Genomic DNA, 17,333 nt, shown 5'->3' with positions numbered 1-17,333 from the left:
TTCAGTTTCACGGCGTATCTATGATTCCATCTTTATTGCGTCACCAGCTCTAACGGCTCTGATTCACCGCGGCAGATCCGAGTCAGCTTAGGTGCAATCATGAAGGTGACGATGGCAATTCCGGCAGTCACATAACCAATTTGCGCAAATACCTCACCATAAATATGCAGTGATTCGGTGGCGCCAGACACATTAGCAGGCGTTGAAGTCAGGCTAGCGACCCAGCCTGCAATGACCGCGGCAGACGCCGAAGTGAGGAACCACATACCCATTGCAAATCCCATCATACGTTGTGGTACCAATTGCGCGACCATCGCTAAACCAAGACCAGAGACAAGGAGTTCACCGATGGATTGGAAAGCATAACTTGCGATAAGCCAGTTTGAGCTAATGATGCCTTGCTCGTTAGCAAACAAGGTTCCCCAGCTTAGTACTAGGAAAGAGAGCGCACATAAAGCCATCCCGAAAGCGAACTTGAAAGGCATCGCTAATTTATCGCCAAGCTTGCCGTAAGTCGCCGCCAAAATGGGGCTCGCAATCATAATCCAAAACGGGTTGAGCGCTTGAAACTGCTCTGGTGCGATATCAAAACCCAAGATATGGTGTTCAACGTTATTGATGGCAAAGAAATTCAGTGAAGTTGGCATTTGGAAATAGAGTACAAAAAACACCACGCCTTGCAGCATCAGGATAAAGGCGACCAGCATTTTGGCGCGTTCAATGCCAGACATCGAGAACGCTTCTTTAAAATAACATCCCAGAATAAACAGACCTGCAACAACCAAAATTCCGTGTGCTAGGGTGAGGTTTTGTAGCAAATAGCTACACACTAAACTGGCAAGGATTGAGCCAACTGCGACAAGAACCAGATACATCTTGTTCACAGGCATAAGGTCCGCGGGAGAGCCAGTATCTTTTAACATGCGTTGGCAGAATAGGAAGTTAACCACAGTGATGGCAAGGCCGACTGCACTCACGCCAAATGCCATTCCATAGCCCATCTTGATTGCCACGAGTGGAGTAATGATCATTGAGAAGAAAGAGCCTAAATTGATCGCCATGTAGTACATGGTGAAAGCACCATCTAAGCGAGGATCATTCTCTGGGTAAATTTTTGCAAGTAGACTCGAAGGGTTCGCTTTGAACAAGCCGTTACCAACCGTAATAAAGCCCATCGCGATGTAGATTAACGTTGGTCCAACAAGCGGGTGATCCGCGGTGGAGAGTCCAAGCAGAACATAACCGACCATCATGACAATCGCGCCGAGAGTAATAGCACGTTTTGTTCCAATGACTTTATCGCCGATCCAACCGCCAATCGCGACAAAGCCGTACACTAACGCTGAAAAGGCACCGAAGAGTACGAAAGAAGCGGATTCATCCATGCCCATAATTTTGACCATGTAAACCGTCAGAATGGCTTGCATACCGTAGAAGCCAAATCGTTCCCAAAACTCGATAGAGAAGATCAAATAGAAGGCATTCGGTTGTTTAAAGATATTAAGGTTGGACATAAGCATTCCTGTATCATTGTGCAGTGCAATGGTTGAAGTCTGTTGTGAAGCTCCAACCGTCAAACATTATATTTATTCAACTCATCCATGAGAGTTTTTTATTCGGCTGATACCTATACATTCAAAATAAATGATGAGCAATACAGGTTTTCTCAGGATTCAGTTGTAAATAAATGTAACCCAATGAAAATCAATAAAACTTCCGAGAAATAAATCGTGATTTTTGTTGCGTAAACTAATTTTTCACAAAAAATACTTGTCATCAAAGTTGGGTGTGAATGCCCTATTTGATGGGGTTGTTGAGTCTATCGATATGATTAATTTGTGTTTTTTATTGTTTTGGTAGGCGATTTCTTACTGGATGTTTGCTTGGGAAATGCACAGATTAAGCTAATTTATGCATTTAAATCAGGTGCGGGGGGCTCAACGGTTTTTACAAGAGTGCATTTCATATTTGCTCTGTGAGTGTGGTAGCATGCCGAAAAAGGTTGGCATAACAGAATATAAATGAAACGTTGGTATCTACTTTACTGCAAACGAGGCGAGCAGCAGCGCGCGAAGATGCACTTAGAAAATCAAAGTGTTGAATGCTTCTACCCCGAAGTGTGCGTTGAAAAAATTCTACGGGGTAAGCGGCAAATGGTTAAGGAGCCGTTATTCCCTTCTTATATGTTTGTGCGTTTCGATTTCGAAAATGGACCTTCATTTACGACCGTACGTTCTACGCGTGGTGTCGTGGATTTTGTCCGCTTGGGGCCTCATCCACGTGAACTGCAAGGCGATTTGATTTATCAATTGAAACAGATTGATTGTGAGCAATTGAAGCACGCCACCAAACAATTGCCAGAAAAAGGGCAAACCGTTCGAGTCGCAAGAGGTCAGTTTGCGGGCATTGAAGCGATTTATTTAGAGCCGGATGGAGATACTCGCTCGATCATGCTGGTGAAGATGATCAGTCAGCAAGTACCAATGAGTATTGAAAATACCGATTGGGAAGTCACCTAATCTTATCTTTACCGTCTTGATTTTTCTGTTGATGAATCATCGGGCGATGAAAGAATTAAAAAGCCAGAATGAGTCATCACTCTGGCTTTTTTAATCACTATACTCGCCCTACTTGAAGCAGCAGCGCTGCTGGCTAGAACTTCAAGTCTTAGTAGGCTTGTTTGTGGACGGCTTTCACCGCGCGGCCTGATGGGTCAATACAGTTTTTGAATGACTCATCCCACTCAATCGCTTTGGCTGAAGAGCAAGCGACGGAAGGGCCTCCCGGTACGCAGCGTGCCGCAGATTCAAGTGGGAATAGCTCCTCAAAAATTTCCCGGTACACATAACCTTCTTTGGTGGTTGGAGTATTGTATGGGAAACGGAATTTCGCAGTTTCCATTTGTTGATCACTGATCTTAGCTTCTGCGGTGGCTTTTAGCGTATCGATCCAGCCATAACCTACGCCATCAGAAAACTGCTCCTTTTGACGCCATGCAATCGACTCGGGCAGATAGTGCTCAAAGCACTCACGCAGGATGTGTTTTTCCATTTTGCCATTACCACACATTTTATCGGCTGGGTTGAGGCGCATCGCAACATCGATAAATTCTTTATCTAGGAAAGGCACACGACCTTCTACTCCCCATGCTGCCAGCGATTTGTTGGCACGCGCACAGTCAAACAAGTTCAACGCCAGCAGTTTGCGTACGGTTTCCTCGTGAAACTCTTTAGCGTTTGGCGCTTTATGGAAGTAGAGATAGCCACCGAAAATTTCGTCTGCTCCCTCACCGGAAAGCACCATTTTGATGCCCATGGCTTTGATTTTACGCCCCATCAAGAACATGGGAGTAGAAGCACGAATCGTAGTGACATCATAAGTTTCGATGTGGTAAATCACATCACGAATCGCATCAAGCCCCTCTTGAATGGTGTAAGTCATTTCGTGGTGTACGGTACCAATTTTCTCTGCAACCTCACGTGCGGCTTTAAGATCTGGAGCCCCGTCTAAGCCGATAGCAAAAGAGTGAAGTTGTGGCCACCATGCCGCACTTTTCTCATCATCTTCAATACGCATTGCGGCAAAACGCTTCGCAATCGCAGAGGTAATCGAAGAATCCAGACCACCAGATAACAGTACGCCATAAGGAACATCGGTCATCAGTTGGCGTTTCACCGCGGCTTCTAAGGCTTGAGTTAACTCTTCTTTGCTGCTGACGTTATCTTTTACTTCATCAAAACTATTCCAATCACGCACATAGTAGCGTGTCACCGCTTGATCTTTTGAACTCAAGTAGCTGCCAGGAGGAAACTCACTCAATGTTTTACACACAGGAACCAGTGCTTTCATCTCTGACGCTACATAGAAGTTACCGTGTCCATCATGACCCTGATAAAGAGGGATGATGCCGATATGGTCGCGTCCAATCAGGTATTCATCTTTCTCTTCGTCGTAAAGAACAAAAGCAAAAATGCCGTTGAGCTCTTCGAGGAGATCAGCTCCTTTATCGCGGTATAGTGCCAAGATAACTTCACAATCAGAATCGGTTTGGAATTCATATTGACCCTTGTAACGCTCACGAATTTCTTTGTGGTTATAGATTTCACCATTCACGGCAAGGATGAGCTTACGATCTGGGCTATAAAGAGGCTGTGCGCCACTATTTAAACCCACGATGGCCAGACGCTCATGGGCCAGGATCGCTTTATCAGAAGCGTAGATACCTGACCAGTCTGGGCCGCGATGGCGCAGTTTTTTCGACATTTCGAGGGCGATAGGTCTTAGCGTTGCTGCATCAGTTTTAATGTCTAAGATGCCAAAGATAGAGCACATATGAATTCCTTTTAAATGTTTTTTAATCTGTTGGACTTAATTTGCCATTCTGATTAAAAACTTCAACCCCATGCTGAGTTTTATTTTAAATAAAAAGATTTTAATTAGAAATTTTCTATTTAATTTTGATGTTGTTTAAATGAGCTTTAAAAAGTGGTGAAAAAAGAAACGATAGGGCGATATTCGCCCTATCTTTTAGCGGCGAGTGAAGTTTGGTTTGAGCTGTTCGCATACATGGCGAGCAAAACCCGTACCCGCTTCACTGTAAATGTTGAATGCTGCGTGAGCACCATGCTCAAGCAAACTCTCTATCTGATCAGGGTATTCGGCAATGGCTGCGATTTGGCCTTGATAGTGGCGCTTTTGCAGTTGCTCAAGGGCAATTTGGTTTGCTTGATGGTGAGGCATAGCCAGCAGCACCAGCTTGACTTTGCCAGTATCGAAAATGCGCTCCCAAAAATCAGGGTCGGTTGCATCGCCAGAAATCACATTACGGCCTTCTTCACGATGGCTATTGGCCGCCTCTTCGCGAATTTCTACCCCAAGGCAGATTTCCCCGTGACGTGAAGTGAGCTCTTCATAGGCGCCGCGGCCGATACGCCCCATACCTAAGATAAGAACTTGCGCTTCTCCAGGATCAATTAGGCGATCCCTTGTGTGTAAGGATTCAGCGGCTTGCTCTTTCAGCCATTTGGCCGAACGTTGATAAATGGCATGCCCTTTACGTTCAATCGGAGCGGCTAAGATAAACGATAAGGGGACAGAAACGGCGAGAGCCACCAGAATGTCACTGTTTATCCAGCCCATTTTGAAAGCAAGTCCACCCACGATCAGGCCAAACTCACTAAAGTTGAATAGGGATAGTGAGGCTAGCAGTGACGTGCGTACACGGAAGTGGAACTGGTGGATTACCCAAAAATACAGCACGCCTTTTATTGGTAGCAGTAAAAGGAGCAGTAGAGCGAGCATAATTCCTGTGGTAGTCGGGTGAGCAGAAAGCCCGATGTTTAGGAAGAAGCAGACTAAAAACAGCTCTTTGAGATTAAATAGTGCTTTCGATAATTCAGAGGCTTTGTGGTGGCTGGCGAGCATCATCCCTAAGATCAGTGCTCCAAGGTCGGGTTTCATACCGACGAGCTGGAAGGATCCGGCTCCCACAACCAATGCAAAGAAAATCCCAAACAGAACCAACATCTCGCCGTGGCCGACCCAATCCAATAACTCATAAAAGAGCGGACGGAGTAAAGGCAGTACAAATAAGCCTATCGCATACCATTCAGGGAGTTTGCCAGTCGATGCGGTTAAGAACACCACAGCAAAGATATCTTGCATAACCAGAATACCAATGGCTAAGGTGCCATAGGTCGCATTCATTTCCCCTTTTTCTTGCAGTGATTTGACGGCAAATACGGTACTAGAGAAGGATAGGGCAAATCCGATCAAAATGAGTTTATCAAAAGAAAGATCCGCCAGACTATCGAGCCCTAACTGCTTAAAAATGAGTAAGAGAAGCGTAAACAGTGCGGTAGAGAGCAAGTTATGAATGGTAGACCCTGCCCAAATCTCTTTGGCGAGTAAAGTTTTGACTTCCAGTTTCAAACCGATAGTAAAAAGGAGTAGGGTTACCCCTAAGTCGGCGAGCAGAGAAAGGGTGTCATTACTGGTAAATCCGTAGGCATTGAGCGCAAAACCTGCAATCAAAAAACCAACCAGTGGCGGTAAATGGCATTTTAAAGCGATAAAACCTGCTAAAAATGCGGCAGAAAGAAGTATCAAATCCATGAGCTATGTTCTTAATTTAATAATAAAAAACGGTGGTATAAAAATACCACCGTCATTATAGGTCAATCGGTTGCGTAAGCTTAACTAAAAAGCTCAGTCTTCAAGCAATTTTTGTAACAGAACCCCATTTAGCATCGCACGTTTGATCATAGCAAAAGCGCCCATAGTGGGTTGTTTGTAGACTTGTGAAGATACAATCGGCAGATGTTGGTGGAACGTTTTCAGTGACTGATTTTCTACGTTGCGTTGAATCGCGGGGAATACGATCTCTTTGGCGGCGGTAATTTGCCCTGCAATCACGATCTTTTGTGGGTTGAATAGGTTTACGGTAATCGCAATCGCCTTACCCAACTGATTACCTACACGAACCAAAGCTTGTTTCGCCAGTTCATCCCCAGCATTCGCGTGCTCACAGACATCATCAATCGTAATCGTATCGAGAGTAGAGAGCGAAGATTCATACCCCTGAGCGATCAGTTTTTTCACACGAGAAGTGATAGCAGGGTTGGTCGCAACGGTTTCTAGACAACCAAAGTTGCCACATTGACATTGCTCACCAAGAGGATCGATTTGGATGTGGCCAATTTCACCGACGTTGCGGTTATAGCCTAAGAAGACTTGACCGTTAACGATAATCCCTGCACCTGTGCCACGGTGTACACTGACTAGTATGGAGTCTTGGCAATCTTGGCTGGCTCCGAAATAGTGCTCCGCTAAGGCAATACCACGAACGTCGTTACCCACAAAACATTCAACATGGAACTCATCACGAATGGTTGCACCGAGAGGTAATTCATTGATCGCGACGTTAGGCATGTACTCAACAACACCTGTTTCTGGGTTCACCAAACCGGGTAAGGCCACACCGATCGCAATCAGTTGATCAATTAATGCGGTGTGTTGTTGAATAAACTGTTTGATCTGTTTAATCAGGCTCGACATCAACACATCTTGCGTGTTGTAGTGAAACTCATGATGCTCATCAACCAGTGAGTTTCCACCTAGGTCATAGAGGCTGAGTTGAATATAGTCACGTCCGATACGCACGGCAATAGAGTGGAACGGCTTGACTTCTGTGGTCAGCGAAATGGCTCGCCGACCACCTGTAGAAGCTTGTTGCGCGACTTCTTTGATTAAGCCACGTTCAAGCAATTGGCGGGTAATCTTGGTAACACTGGCCGGAGCCAGTTGGCTTACATCAGCGACTTGAATCCGACTGATTGGACCTTGTTGGTCAATCAAGCGGTAAACCGCCGCACTGTTTAGCTGTTTAACTAAATCTACGTTACCAATCTGTCCGCCATTCATTATCAATTCTGCTCGTATTGTCCGTTAACTACCGTCGCTTTTACGTTGAAGTCACGATCAAAAACAGTCAGGTTGGCGATCATACCTTTCTTGATACGACCGAGTTTCTCATCAACACCGATTGCTTTCGCTGGATACAGAGTAGCCATTCGCAGAGCTTCATCTAAAGCGATACCGACATGCTCAACCGTATTTTGAACTGCTTCAATCATTGTTAGGGCTGAACCGCCAAGCGTGCCATTTTCATCAACACATTTGCCATCTCGGTAATATACTTTCTTACCGACAAAAATAAAGTAATCCATTTCAGCGCCTGCAGGAGCTGTGGCATCGGTCACTAATACGAGCTTTTCACCCTTAATTTTGTGGGCAATTCGGATGTTTGCGTAATCAACATGGAAGCCATCGGCGATGATGCCCGCATACACCTCAGGTGTATCATAAATCGCCCCGACAACTCCTGGCTCACGACCTACCATCGGGGTCATTGCGTTAAAGAGATGGGTCGCAAAGGTAATGCCGGATTCAAAGCTTTTACGTGCTTCGCTATAGGTCGCGTTCGTGTGTCCAATAGAAACAACAATCCCAGCTTTAACCAGCTTCTCAATATGTTCAGGCTTATTATTCTCTGGCGCGAGAGTGACTTTGGCGATCACATCACTATTGTCGCAAATCGTATCAATCATCGTATCGTCAGAGGGGCGGATGAAGTCAACGCTGTGGATCCCTTTTTTCATGACATTGAGATAAGGGCCTTCTAAATGAAGACCAAGCGATTGATTTGGGTATTTAGCCTGATATTCGCGAGCGGCGGCAATCGCTTGGCGCATGTTCTCATCGGAAGAGGTGATCAGCGTTGGAAGGAAACTGGTACAGCCCGATTTCAGGTTAGCTTTATGCATAATGTCGATGGTTTCTGCAGTGATCTCATCATTGAACATCACGCCACCACAACCATTGAGCTGCAAGTCGATAAAACCAGGGCTGAGGTTTGCACCGTTTAGGTCGACCACATTCATCTCAGATGGAAGAGATTCGATAGGGCAAACAGCTTCAATTTTGTCACCGTTGATGATTACCGCATGTTTCACAAGCACATCATTGCCTGTGTAGATTTTGCAGTTAGTTAGCGCATACATAATCAGCTAATCCTCTTGTCGATATTTTTAGATTCATTTTAGCGACTCGCCGAGATTACAGCCAAAGCGGAAGCTGTTTTACTTCAATCAGGTCGCGAATTATCTTTTGTGCAAAAGGCCACAGCAACTGCGGCTAAAAATAAGTCATTGGTCGAACCACTCTTTTCGGTGTTTAACCTAGGGGCATTAAGAAAGATACGCCATGCTAACAAGTGTAACACGGTGATTGTCTGACCAACAAATGCTGTAATATTAACGTTCAAAAGTTGTTTTTTTACATCATAAAATAAGTTTTATGATCTGGCTAGCAAAATCATTTCGTTCTTAGAGCCACGGGTGATTAGGATCACAAATGATGAGGTTTTAATTTGCGGAGCAAAATTAATGTCATAAACTGACTAGGACTAAATTGGGCGACTAAAAAAAGTCTCTCAATACTATACAAAAATCCTATAGGGGGAACTTAAGGTGAATATTCTTGGATATGCGCAAAAGTTAGGTAAAGCATTGATGCTACCTATCGCAACGCTACCTGTAGCGGCGCTTTTACTTCGTTTGGGTCAACCAGACCTGTTAGGTATTCCATTCATGGCTGCAGCGGGCGATGCAATTTTTAGCCAACTGCCACTATTGTTTGGTTTAGGTATTGCAATCGGTCTGTCGAAGGATGGTTCTGGCGCTGCAGGCCTAGCAGGTGCGGTAGCTTACTTTGTTCTGACTGCAACTGCAAAAACGATTGATGCTTCTATCAACATGTCTTTCTTCGGCGGTATCTTCGCAGGTATCATCGCAGGACATTCTTACAATGCGTTCCACACTACACGTTTGCCAGAATGGCTAGCATTCTTTGCTGGTAAGCGTTTAGTACCAATTATGGCGGGTCTGTTTGCTCTGGTTGCTGGTGCGCTTTCTGGCGTTATCTGGCCATCAATCCAAGGCGGATTAGATGCGTTGGCGCATGCAGTATCTACATCAGGAGCCCTAGGTCAATTTGTTTACGGCACTCTAAACCGCGCTCTAATCCCTGTAGGTCTGCACCACGTTCTGAACTCTTACTTCTGGTTCGGTATGGGTACCTGCCAAGAGATCCTAGTTTCAGGTGCTCAAGCGGCTGGTCAAGCTCTACCTGCACTCGAAAAACTGTGTGTGGATCCAGCTCTAGCGAAAACATTAGTGGTGGGTCAAGAGCATACCTTTGCATTCAAAAATGCGGTAACTCCTGAAATCACAGCAATGGTTAAAGAAGTAACTGAAGTGGTTAAATCTGGCGACCTACACCGTTTCTTCGGTGGCGATAAGAGCGCTGGGGTATTCATGAACGGCTTCTTCCCAGTAATGATGTTTGGCCTACCAGGTGCTGCGCTTGCTATGTACCTAGCCGCTCCAGCTGAGCGTCGTCACCAAGTGGGTGGTGCTCTATTCTCTGTGGCGTTTTGTTCATTCCTAACAGGTATCACTGAGCCTCTTGAGTTCATGTTTGTGTTCCTAGCACCAGCACTGTACGCAATGCACGCTGTGTTTACAGGTCTGTCACTGGTTGTGGCTAACATGTTTGGTACACTGCATGGTTTTGGTTTCTCAGCTGGCCTTATCGATTTCGCGCTGAACTGGGGCCTAGCAACGAAACCTGCAACTCTGTTTGTAATTGGTCTGGCGTTCTTTGCTCTGTACTTCTTCACGTTCACATTCGCCATTCGTGCGTTCAACCTGAAATCTCCAGGTCGTGAAGACGAAGAAGTGGAAACAGAAACAGACTCAGCAGATGCATCTAAAGGTGATTTGGCTCGCCAATACCTGAAAGCACTGGGTGGTCATGAAAACCTGACATCTATCGATGCGTGTATCACACGTCTACGCCTGACGTTGAAAGACCGCTCGGTTGCAAATGAAGCGGTACTGAAGAAACTGGGCGCGAAAGGTGTTGTGAAACTGGGTGAAAATAACCTGCAAGTTATCCTTGGCCCTCTAGCAGAAATCGTCGCGGGTGAAATGAAAGCCATCAGCCCGAAAGAAGATCTTTCTGACGTTAAACTGCCTTAATCGAGTTTAAACCCTAGCCTGAATCAAAGCCTTCGCGAAAGCGGAGGCTTTTTACTTATTTACCGCTTGAGAAGTGGTGATATAAGCATCGAACCGTAGAAATAATCACAAGAAATCCATAGTTTTTATTGTGCCCACCGCAAGAATTGTGGATGATTAGCGGCAATATTTTCTGTTTTCTAGCCTTGATGGCATAAGAAGCAGAAACGCTTTCTGACAATACTAAATGAATTTTGAGGTGCTATAGATGAGTGAAGCTGAGGCTCGTCCATCGAACTTCATCCGCCAAATTATCGATAAAGATCTTGCGGATGGTAAACACACGACCGTGCATACTCGTTTCCCGCCGGAGCCGAATGGCTACCTGCACATCGGTCACGCCAAGTCAATCTGTCTGAATTTCGGTATTGCTCAGGATTATCAAGGGCAGTGCAACCTGCGCTTTGATGATACAAACCCAGAAAAAGAGAACCTTGAATATGTTGAGTCGATCAAAAAAGATGTGACTTGGCTAGGTTTTGAGTGGTCGGGAGAGGTGTGTTACTCCTCTGACTATTTTGACAAGTTGTATGAATACGCGATTGAGCTGATTCAAAAAGGCTTGGCGTATGTGGATGAACTCACGCCTGAGCAAATTCGTGAATACCGTGGCACTCTAACTGAGCCCGGTAAGCACAGCCCATACCGCGATCGTAGCGTAGAAGAAAACCTAGCGCTGTTTGAAAAAATGCGTGCGGGTGAATTTGCAGAAGGCCAAGCTTGTCTACGTGCAAAAATCGATATGGCATCGTCTTTTATCGTAATGCGTGATCCTGTTTTGTACCGTGTGCGTTTTGCTGAACACCACCAAACGGGTGACAAGTGGTGCATCTATCCGATGTACGATTTCACACACTGTATTTCTGATGCGCTCGAAGGCATTACGCACTCTATTTGTACTTTGGAATTCCAAGACAACCGCCGTCTGTATGATTGGGTTCTTGATAACATCACGATTCCATGCCATCCACGCCAGTATGAATTCAGCCGCTTAAATCTCGAATATACCGTGATGTCTAAGCGTAAACTGAACCAGCTAGTGACCGAAAAATTGGTCACAGGTTGGGATGATCCACGTATGCCGACCATTTCAGGCCTGCGCCGCCGTGGCTTCACGCCGAGCGCTATTCGTGAATTCTGTAAGCGCATTGGTGTGACTAAGCAAGAAAACATGATTGAATACAGTGCGTTAGAGTCTTGTATTCGTGATGATCTTAACGAAAATGCGCCACGTGCGATGGCTGTTCTGGATCCGGTCAAACTGGTGATTGAGAACTTCGCCGCAGGCACAGTGGAAACCTTGACGCTGGCTAACCATCCCAACAAACCTGAGATGGGCGATCGCGAAGTGCCATTTACCCGTGAGTTGTGGATTGAACGCGAAGATTTCCGCGAAGAAGCCAACAAGAAATACAAGCGTTTGGTGTTAGGCAAAGAAGTGCGTCTGCGTGGTGCTTACGTCATCAAAGCTGAGCGCATCGAAAAAGATGAACAAGGTAATATCACTACGATCTTCTGTTCTTACGATCCTGAAACCTTGGGTAAAAACCCAGCCGATGGTCGTAAAGTGAAAGGTGTTATTCACTGGGTATCTGCTGAAAAAGGCGTTCCTGCTGAGTTTCGTCTCTACGAGCGTCTGTTCACTGTACCCAATCCAGGTGTGGCGGATAACTTTGCCGAAACCATTAACCCAGAATCTCTGGTAAAAGTTCAAGGTTATGTTGAGCCAAGCTTAGTCGAAGCAAAACCTGAATTTGGTTATCAGTTTGAGCGTATGGGCTATTTCTGTGCCGATAACAAAGATTCTAGCCCGCAGGCTTTGGTCTTTAACCGCACTGTTGGTTTGCGCGATAGTTTCGCCAAAATCGACGAAGAGTAAGCCGAAAAACGAGAGTAAAATGCAAAGCCAGCCAACGTGCTGGCTTTGTTTTTAGGCGTGGAGAAAGCGGTGTTGCCTCACGCTAGGACTGAAATTTGTGTGAGATTCCTGCGATTATTCCGGTCGTGACACATTTTTTGCCAGCCAGTCTATAGTTTTGCTAGGTGGATCCGATATATTTAACCAATCTCCGTACTTCAAAATTCAAAGCACATACTGAGCCTTTTATGCGTCGATTTTTCCAACGACTCCTGCTGCCAGTGGCAGTAATGGTCGTGACTCAGACTTCTTTCGTCAGTGCAGAAAGCATTCGTCTTGTTGGCCCCGATGGCCAAGTACAACCCACGCCCCAATATAGTGAAAATATTGTTCGTAATTCGGCTAATAATGAACCCGGTCGATTTTTCGGGCCGACCTCAGCCAACCAGACTTTGTGGTCGATAGCCAGCCAGTTACGGCCTTCTTCCAGCGTCACGGTGCAACAAACGTTATTGGCCATTTATCAGCTCAATCCTCAGGCGTTTGAAAATCAGAATATTCATACTCTGATCCCAGGTAGTACTCTACGTGTTCCGTCACTGGCACAAATCAGTCGCAATAGTACTCAAGACGCTGTCAACATCATGGCGTCTCACCAAGCAAAATTAAACCAAACACCCGATACGCCAGTGAGGCCTGTAGCTCCTCCTCGTCCAGCTCCTGTTGCAACGCCAAAAGTAGAAGCGGTCGCGCAAACGCCGCCTCAAGTCCCCTCTACGACCGCGCCGCAAGAGAAAGCGCCTACTGAGCTCAAGACGCCCGCTAAACCCAGCCAATCAACAGATGCTGACGTGATGGCTTTGGAAGAGAAGAATCACACCTTGCGCTTGATGCTTTCGCAAGTGCAATCGGAAGTCAGCACTCTCAAAGAAGAGCTGGGTGATGAGAACCGCATCCGCAGTGAAGTCGAGAGATTGTTGGAAGAAGAGCGCCGTAAAGCGGAAGAAGCTTCGCGTCTTGCGCCATCAGCTTTAGATAATTTGCTTTCTAATGGCTGGTTAGTGGCATTGTTAGCGCTAATCCCCGGTCTACTGATTGCTATCGTAGTGCTTCTGCTGCTTAACCGCCGCTCGAGTGCTCAGCAAGAGAATCCAACGCAAAACAATATCACTTCTGAAATGCCAACAGCGGCGCCTGTCACTTTAGGTCCAGAACAGACGGAAGATATTGGCGATGATCTGCTGCTGGATGATGACCTCTTCAGTACCACCGACGACAAAGAAGAAAATGACGCTGAAAAAGCGTTCTCGGATGAAGATGATGTCTTCGCCGATCTGAACGAAACCGATCTTGATTTCAATCTTGATGGACAGGACAGCGATGATCTGTTTGTAGGAATTGATGATGATGGCGATCTCGATACCGAATTTGATGCTCTAAATGAAAGTGCCAACGGCATTTCTGTTAACGCTGATGATAAAGCGCTCGGACTTGAAGAGATGGAGCGCGCGCTAAATGATGTTAGCGAACCAACCGACAACGATGATCTGAATTCTTTTGACTTGGCTGATGAAAATCAAATGTCGGAGGATGACATCGAAGCGCTGTTATCCGGTGATGAAGAGAATGAGCTGCTTAGCGATGGCAAAGTGGATCAATCGCTGCTGGATGACTTACTCGCCAGTGAACTCGACGCATTAGATGATGAACCCGCGATCCAAGATACCGAAACCTTGGATACGCTACTCAATGATGAGCTGGCGTCGCTCAGTGAAGAGGATAATGACGAATTTGATCTCAGTGGTGCAGGCGTAGCGGGTGACCAAGATTTGGATGACCTGTTTGCCTCTATCGAAGAGCAAGCTGACCTTGAGCAACTTGAAGCCAAAGCGATAGATGAAACGGCATTACTTGATGAAATACTCGCTGAACAAGATGCTCCTCTGAGCGAAGAGAGTACCGAGCTTTTAGATGAGTTGTTGGATGATTTTGATAAGCCAGAAAACGATGAGTTTGATGCCCAAACTGCGGATCTTCTTCAACCTGAAGAGCCCATTTTAGATTTAGAGGAAGATAGCACTCAGTTACTCAATGAGGTGTTGGGGGAACCCGTGCCCGAAGAGCTTGCCTCTGGGCTTGAAATTGACCAAAACAGCACTGAGCTTTTGGATGAATTACTGGATGATCTGGACTTGGATGATGAATCCATCGAAGCTACAGAATTCTCAGTGGCACCGGAAAAACTCAGTGTAGAAGATGGTACTGAGCTTTTTGATGAGTTGCTTGAAATTGAGCAGCATCCAGAGCCAGCAGAATCACTCCCGGAGTTGGCAACCGAAGATGAGTTTAATAGCGATACCTTCATTGACGACTTACTCAACTCGGCACCCGCAAAAGATCCGTTACTTGAACCTGTACTCGATGAAAATGAAGCTTTCGCACAAGCGGATGATTTTGATTTCAATCCTGAAATTGAAGGTGGTCTGGAAGACGACTTACCGCAGCCAAGTGCGCTACCCGCCAATGAGTTTGGTACTCCTCAAGATGAGGATTGGGTATTTGATGAGGATGACTCCTCACCAACTTTAGAGGGTAATGCTGAGCTTGAGCTATCTTCGGCTGAGGATGATTTGCCAGAGCAGACTACCGCCACAAATGAAACGGTGGATGAATTACTGGCAGATTTGGCTGCGCAGCCGCAATCAAATACAGTGGATACGTCTGATGATGTGTTAGCCCCTGACGCGCTTTCTCAGTCTGTCGAGGAGTCTCTCACTCTTAACGATTTGGAGCTGCCAGAAGAGAATGATGAGCCTCAATTGGCTGAAGTCACTCCGTCTTCTGCATTCGACGAACAACAAGTTGAGACCGAAATTGAGCCTGAGTCGGAGCCGTTGGCTGCAGAAGCATCTAATGATGAAAGTGACCTTACTGTGCTTAATGAACTCGATTTACCCGAGTACACCGAAGAGGACGCCTTGGCGGACGCGCAGTTAGAGCCCGCCGAAGAATCGGAAGTTGAGCCAGAGCTTGAGCTGGCAAGCGATCTCGACGAGGAAGAAGCCTTTACCGAGCTTAATGAGCTCGATTTGCCCGAGTACACCGAAGAGGACGCCTTGGCGGATGCGCAGTTAGAGCCTGCCGCAGAATCGGAAGTTGAGCCAGAGCTTGAGCTAGCAAGTGAGCCAGCCGAGGAAGAAGCCTTTACCGAGCTTGATGAACTCGATTTACCCGAGTACACCGAAGAAGATGCCTTGGCAGATGCACAGTTAGAGCCCGCCGCAGAATCGGAAGTTGAGCCAGAGCTTGAGCTGGCAAGCGATCTCGAAGAGGAAGAAGCCTTTACCGAGCTTAATAAGCTTGATTTGCCTGAGTACACCGAAGAAGACGCTTTGGCGGACGCGCAGTTAGAGCCTGCTGCAGAATCGGAAGTTGAACCCGAGCTTGAGCTGGCAAGCGATCTCGAAGAGGAAGAAACCTTTACTGAGCTTGATGAACTCGATTTACCCGAGTACACCGAAGAAGACGCCTTGGCGGATGCACAGTTAGAGCCTGCCGTAGAATCGGAAGTTGAGCCCGAGTTGGAGCTGGCAACTGAGCCAGCTGCGGAAGAAGCCTTTACCGAGCTTGATGAGCTCGATTTACCCGAGTACACCGAAGAAGATGCCTTGGCGGATGCACAGTTAGAGCCTGCCGCCGAATCGGAAGTTGAACCAGAGCTTGAGCTGGCAAGTGAGCCAGCTGCGGAAGAAGCCTTTACCGAGCTTAATGAGCTCGATTTACCCGAGTACACCGAAGAAGATGCCTTGGCAGATGCACAGTTAGAGCCTGCCGCAGAATCGGAAGTTGAGCCGGAGCTTGAGTTGGCAAGCGTTCTCGAAGAGGAAGACCCCTTTACTGAGCTTGATGAGCTCGATTTGCCTGAGTACACCGAAGAAGACGCCTTGGCGGATGCACAGTTAGAGCCTGCCGCTGAATCGGAAGTTGAGCCAGAGCTCGGTGATGAGACAGAAACGCTAGCACAAGAGACAGAAAGTGATGCGCTGATTGCCGATGAGGATTTACTGGCCAGTGTTGAAAGCGCAGTAGACGAGGTTCAGCCTGAACTTTTGGACGCGACTCAAGATGTGCCACCGACACAATCTTTGGCTAACAAGGCATTTGATGAAGAAGCGCTGCACGATTGGCTGAGTGATAATCCCGATGGTGAAAAACCGTTTAGCTTTGATCGTCCACTTGATGCTAAAACGATTGATAGCGCGGGCATGGATATTGATGCCATGTTGCAAATGGGCGGCGAAGACTGGAATGGTTTCCACCTAACCCCAGATCAGCAAGCGCAGTTGCCGGATGATGTACCTGAGGATGAGCAAGCGATTTGGGCGAGTGAAACACCGGAGCCGCAAGCGAAGCCTGAAAACTGGGGATCGCAAGAGGATTTGCTGGATTTCGACCCACAGCGTGACGGCTACATGACCATCGACGAGCTCATGGCACAGGTAGAATCGGAAGAGCAAGGCTTAAACCCTGATGAAGAGGAACTTAAGCTTGATGTGGGTCTGGATGAGTTCCCTGATGTGATTGGCGATATTCGAGACATTGATGTGGATAGTGGTGCGGAAGCAGCAGGTAAGCTGGATTTGGCCAAAATCTACATTGAAATGAACGATGAGAAAGGGGCGATTAAACTGCTCGAAGAGGCGATTGTTGACGGCGATGATGAGATTCGCCAACAAGCCAAACGGCTGATCGATGTGCTGAATGGGCGAGTGTAGCTCCCTCTGATTCTCTCGACACTTTAAAAGGCAGCTTAGCTGCCTTTTACTTTTGTGGTG

General features: G+C 46.6%; 10 protein-coding genes. 4 read left to right on the top strand and 6 right to left on the bottom strand.

Translation table 11 applies throughout. The annotated features are described in order from the left end of the window. Positions 1-32: 32 nt before the first annotated feature. A complete protein-coding gene (gene dtpA / locus CEQ48_RS13960; protein ID WP_198301162.1) occupies positions 33-1,514 on the bottom strand; it encodes a dipeptide/tripeptide permease DtpA in 1,482 nt (493 codons plus the stop codon). 507 nt (positions 1,515-2,021) lie between these two features. Between dtpA and rfaH the strand changes: the two genes are divergently transcribed. Further along, positions 2,022-2,519: a transcription/translation regulatory transformer protein RfaH gene (rfaH, locus tag CEQ48_RS13955; RefSeq protein ID WP_089071656.1), complete on the top strand. Its 498-nt coding sequence runs from the start codon at positions 2,022-2,024 to the stop codon at positions 2,517-2,519. Between the two features lie 148 nt (positions 2,520-2,667). On the opposite strand, the gene asnB is transcribed toward rfaH, so the two are convergent. The 4 genes from asnB to nagA form a co-directional block, all read right to left on the bottom strand. Beyond that, a complete protein-coding gene (gene asnB / locus CEQ48_RS13950) occupies positions 2,668-4,332 on the bottom strand; it encodes an asparagine synthase B (protein ID WP_089071655.1) in 1,665 nt (554 codons plus the stop codon). 195 nt (positions 4,333-4,527) lie between these two features. Next, positions 4,528-6,114, bottom strand: a complete 1,587-nt coding sequence (locus CEQ48_RS13945; RefSeq protein ID WP_000364240.1) for a cation:proton antiporter domain-containing protein — start codon at positions 6,112-6,114, stop codon at positions 4,528-4,530. A gap of 93 nt (positions 6,115-6,207) precedes the next feature. Further along, on the bottom strand, positions 6,208-7,422 hold the full coding sequence (gene nagC, locus CEQ48_RS13940; protein ID WP_001013118.1) for a DNA-binding transcriptional regulator NagC: 1,215 nt from the start codon (positions 7,420-7,422) through the stop codon (positions 6,208-6,210). Positions 7,423-7,424: 2 nt separating this feature from the next. Beyond that, positions 7,425-8,561, bottom strand: coding sequence for an N-acetylglucosamine-6-phosphate deacetylase (gene nagA / locus CEQ48_RS13935; RefSeq protein ID WP_089071654.1), 1,137 nt, complete (start codon positions 8,559-8,561; stop codon positions 7,425-7,427). A gap of 468 nt (positions 8,562-9,029) precedes the next feature. Here nagA and nagE point away from each other — a divergent pair, with 468 nt between their 5' ends. Beyond that, complete coding sequence (gene nagE / locus CEQ48_RS13930; RefSeq protein WP_089071653.1) at positions 9,030-10,601, top strand: N-acetylglucosamine-specific PTS transporter subunit IIBC; 1,572 nt, start codon at positions 9,030-9,032, stop codon at positions 10,599-10,601. 247 nt (positions 10,602-10,848) lie between these two features. Then, the gene (gene glnS, locus CEQ48_RS13925) at positions 10,849-12,519 is read left to right on the top strand and encodes a glutamine--tRNA ligase (protein ID WP_089071652.1); all 1,671 of its coding nucleotides are present in this window, start codon (positions 10,849-10,851) and stop codon (positions 12,517-12,519) included. Positions 12,520-12,799: 280 nt separating this feature from the next. On the opposite strand, the gene CEQ48_RS20415 is transcribed toward glnS, so the two are convergent. Then, entirely contained in the window at positions 12,800-13,018 is a 219-nt protein-coding gene (locus CEQ48_RS20415; RefSeq protein WP_001889887.1) for a hypothetical protein, read from the bottom strand. On the opposite strand from CEQ48_RS20415, the gene CEQ48_RS13920 reads away from it, so the two are divergent. Then, entirely contained in the window at positions 12,996-17,273 is a 4,278-nt protein-coding gene (locus CEQ48_RS13920) for a FimV/HubP family polar landmark protein (protein ID WP_232477853.1), read from the top strand. The genes CEQ48_RS20415 and CEQ48_RS13920 overlap by 23 nt on opposite strands. The last annotated feature ends 60 nt before the right edge of the window (positions 17,274-17,333 follow it).

The sequence above is a fragment of the Vibrio tarriae genome (genome assembly GCF_002216685.1).
Classification (GTDB): Bacteria; Pseudomonadota; Gammaproteobacteria; order Enterobacterales; family Vibrionaceae; genus Vibrio; species Vibrio tarriae.
The sequence above is the reverse complement of the archived record's forward strand: the minus strand, read 5'-3'. Positions and strand labels throughout refer to the sequence as shown.

Bases quoted from the DNA above. Each gene is read 5' to 3' on its own strand.
- dtpA (WP_198301162.1), bottom strand. From the start codon at position 1,514: ATGTCCAACCTTAATATCTTTAAACAACCGAATGCCTTCTATTTGATC.
- rfaH (WP_089071656.1), top strand. From the start codon at position 2,022: ATGAAACGTTGGTATCTACTTTACTGCAAACGAGGCGAGCAGCAGCGC.
- asnB (WP_089071655.1), bottom strand. From the start codon at position 4,332: ATGTGCTCTATCTTTGGCATCTTAGACATTAAAACTGATGCAGCAACG.
- CEQ48_RS13945 (WP_000364240.1), bottom strand. From the start codon at position 6,114: ATGGATTTGATACTTCTTTCTGCCGCATTTTTAGCAGGTTTTATCGCT.
- nagC (WP_001013118.1), bottom strand. From the start codon at position 7,422: ATGAATGGCGGACAGATTGGTAACGTAGATTTAGTTAAACAGCTAAAC.
- nagA (WP_089071654.1), bottom strand. From the start codon at position 8,561: ATGTATGCGCTAACTAACTGCAAAATCTACACAGGCAATGATGTGCTT.
- glnS (WP_089071652.1), top strand. From the start codon at position 10,849: ATGAGTGAAGCTGAGGCTCGTCCATCGAACTTCATCCGCCAAATTATC.
- CEQ48_RS20415 (WP_001889887.1), bottom strand. From the start codon at position 13,018: ATGGCCAATAACGTTTGTTGCACCGTGACGCTGGAAGAAGGCCGTAAC.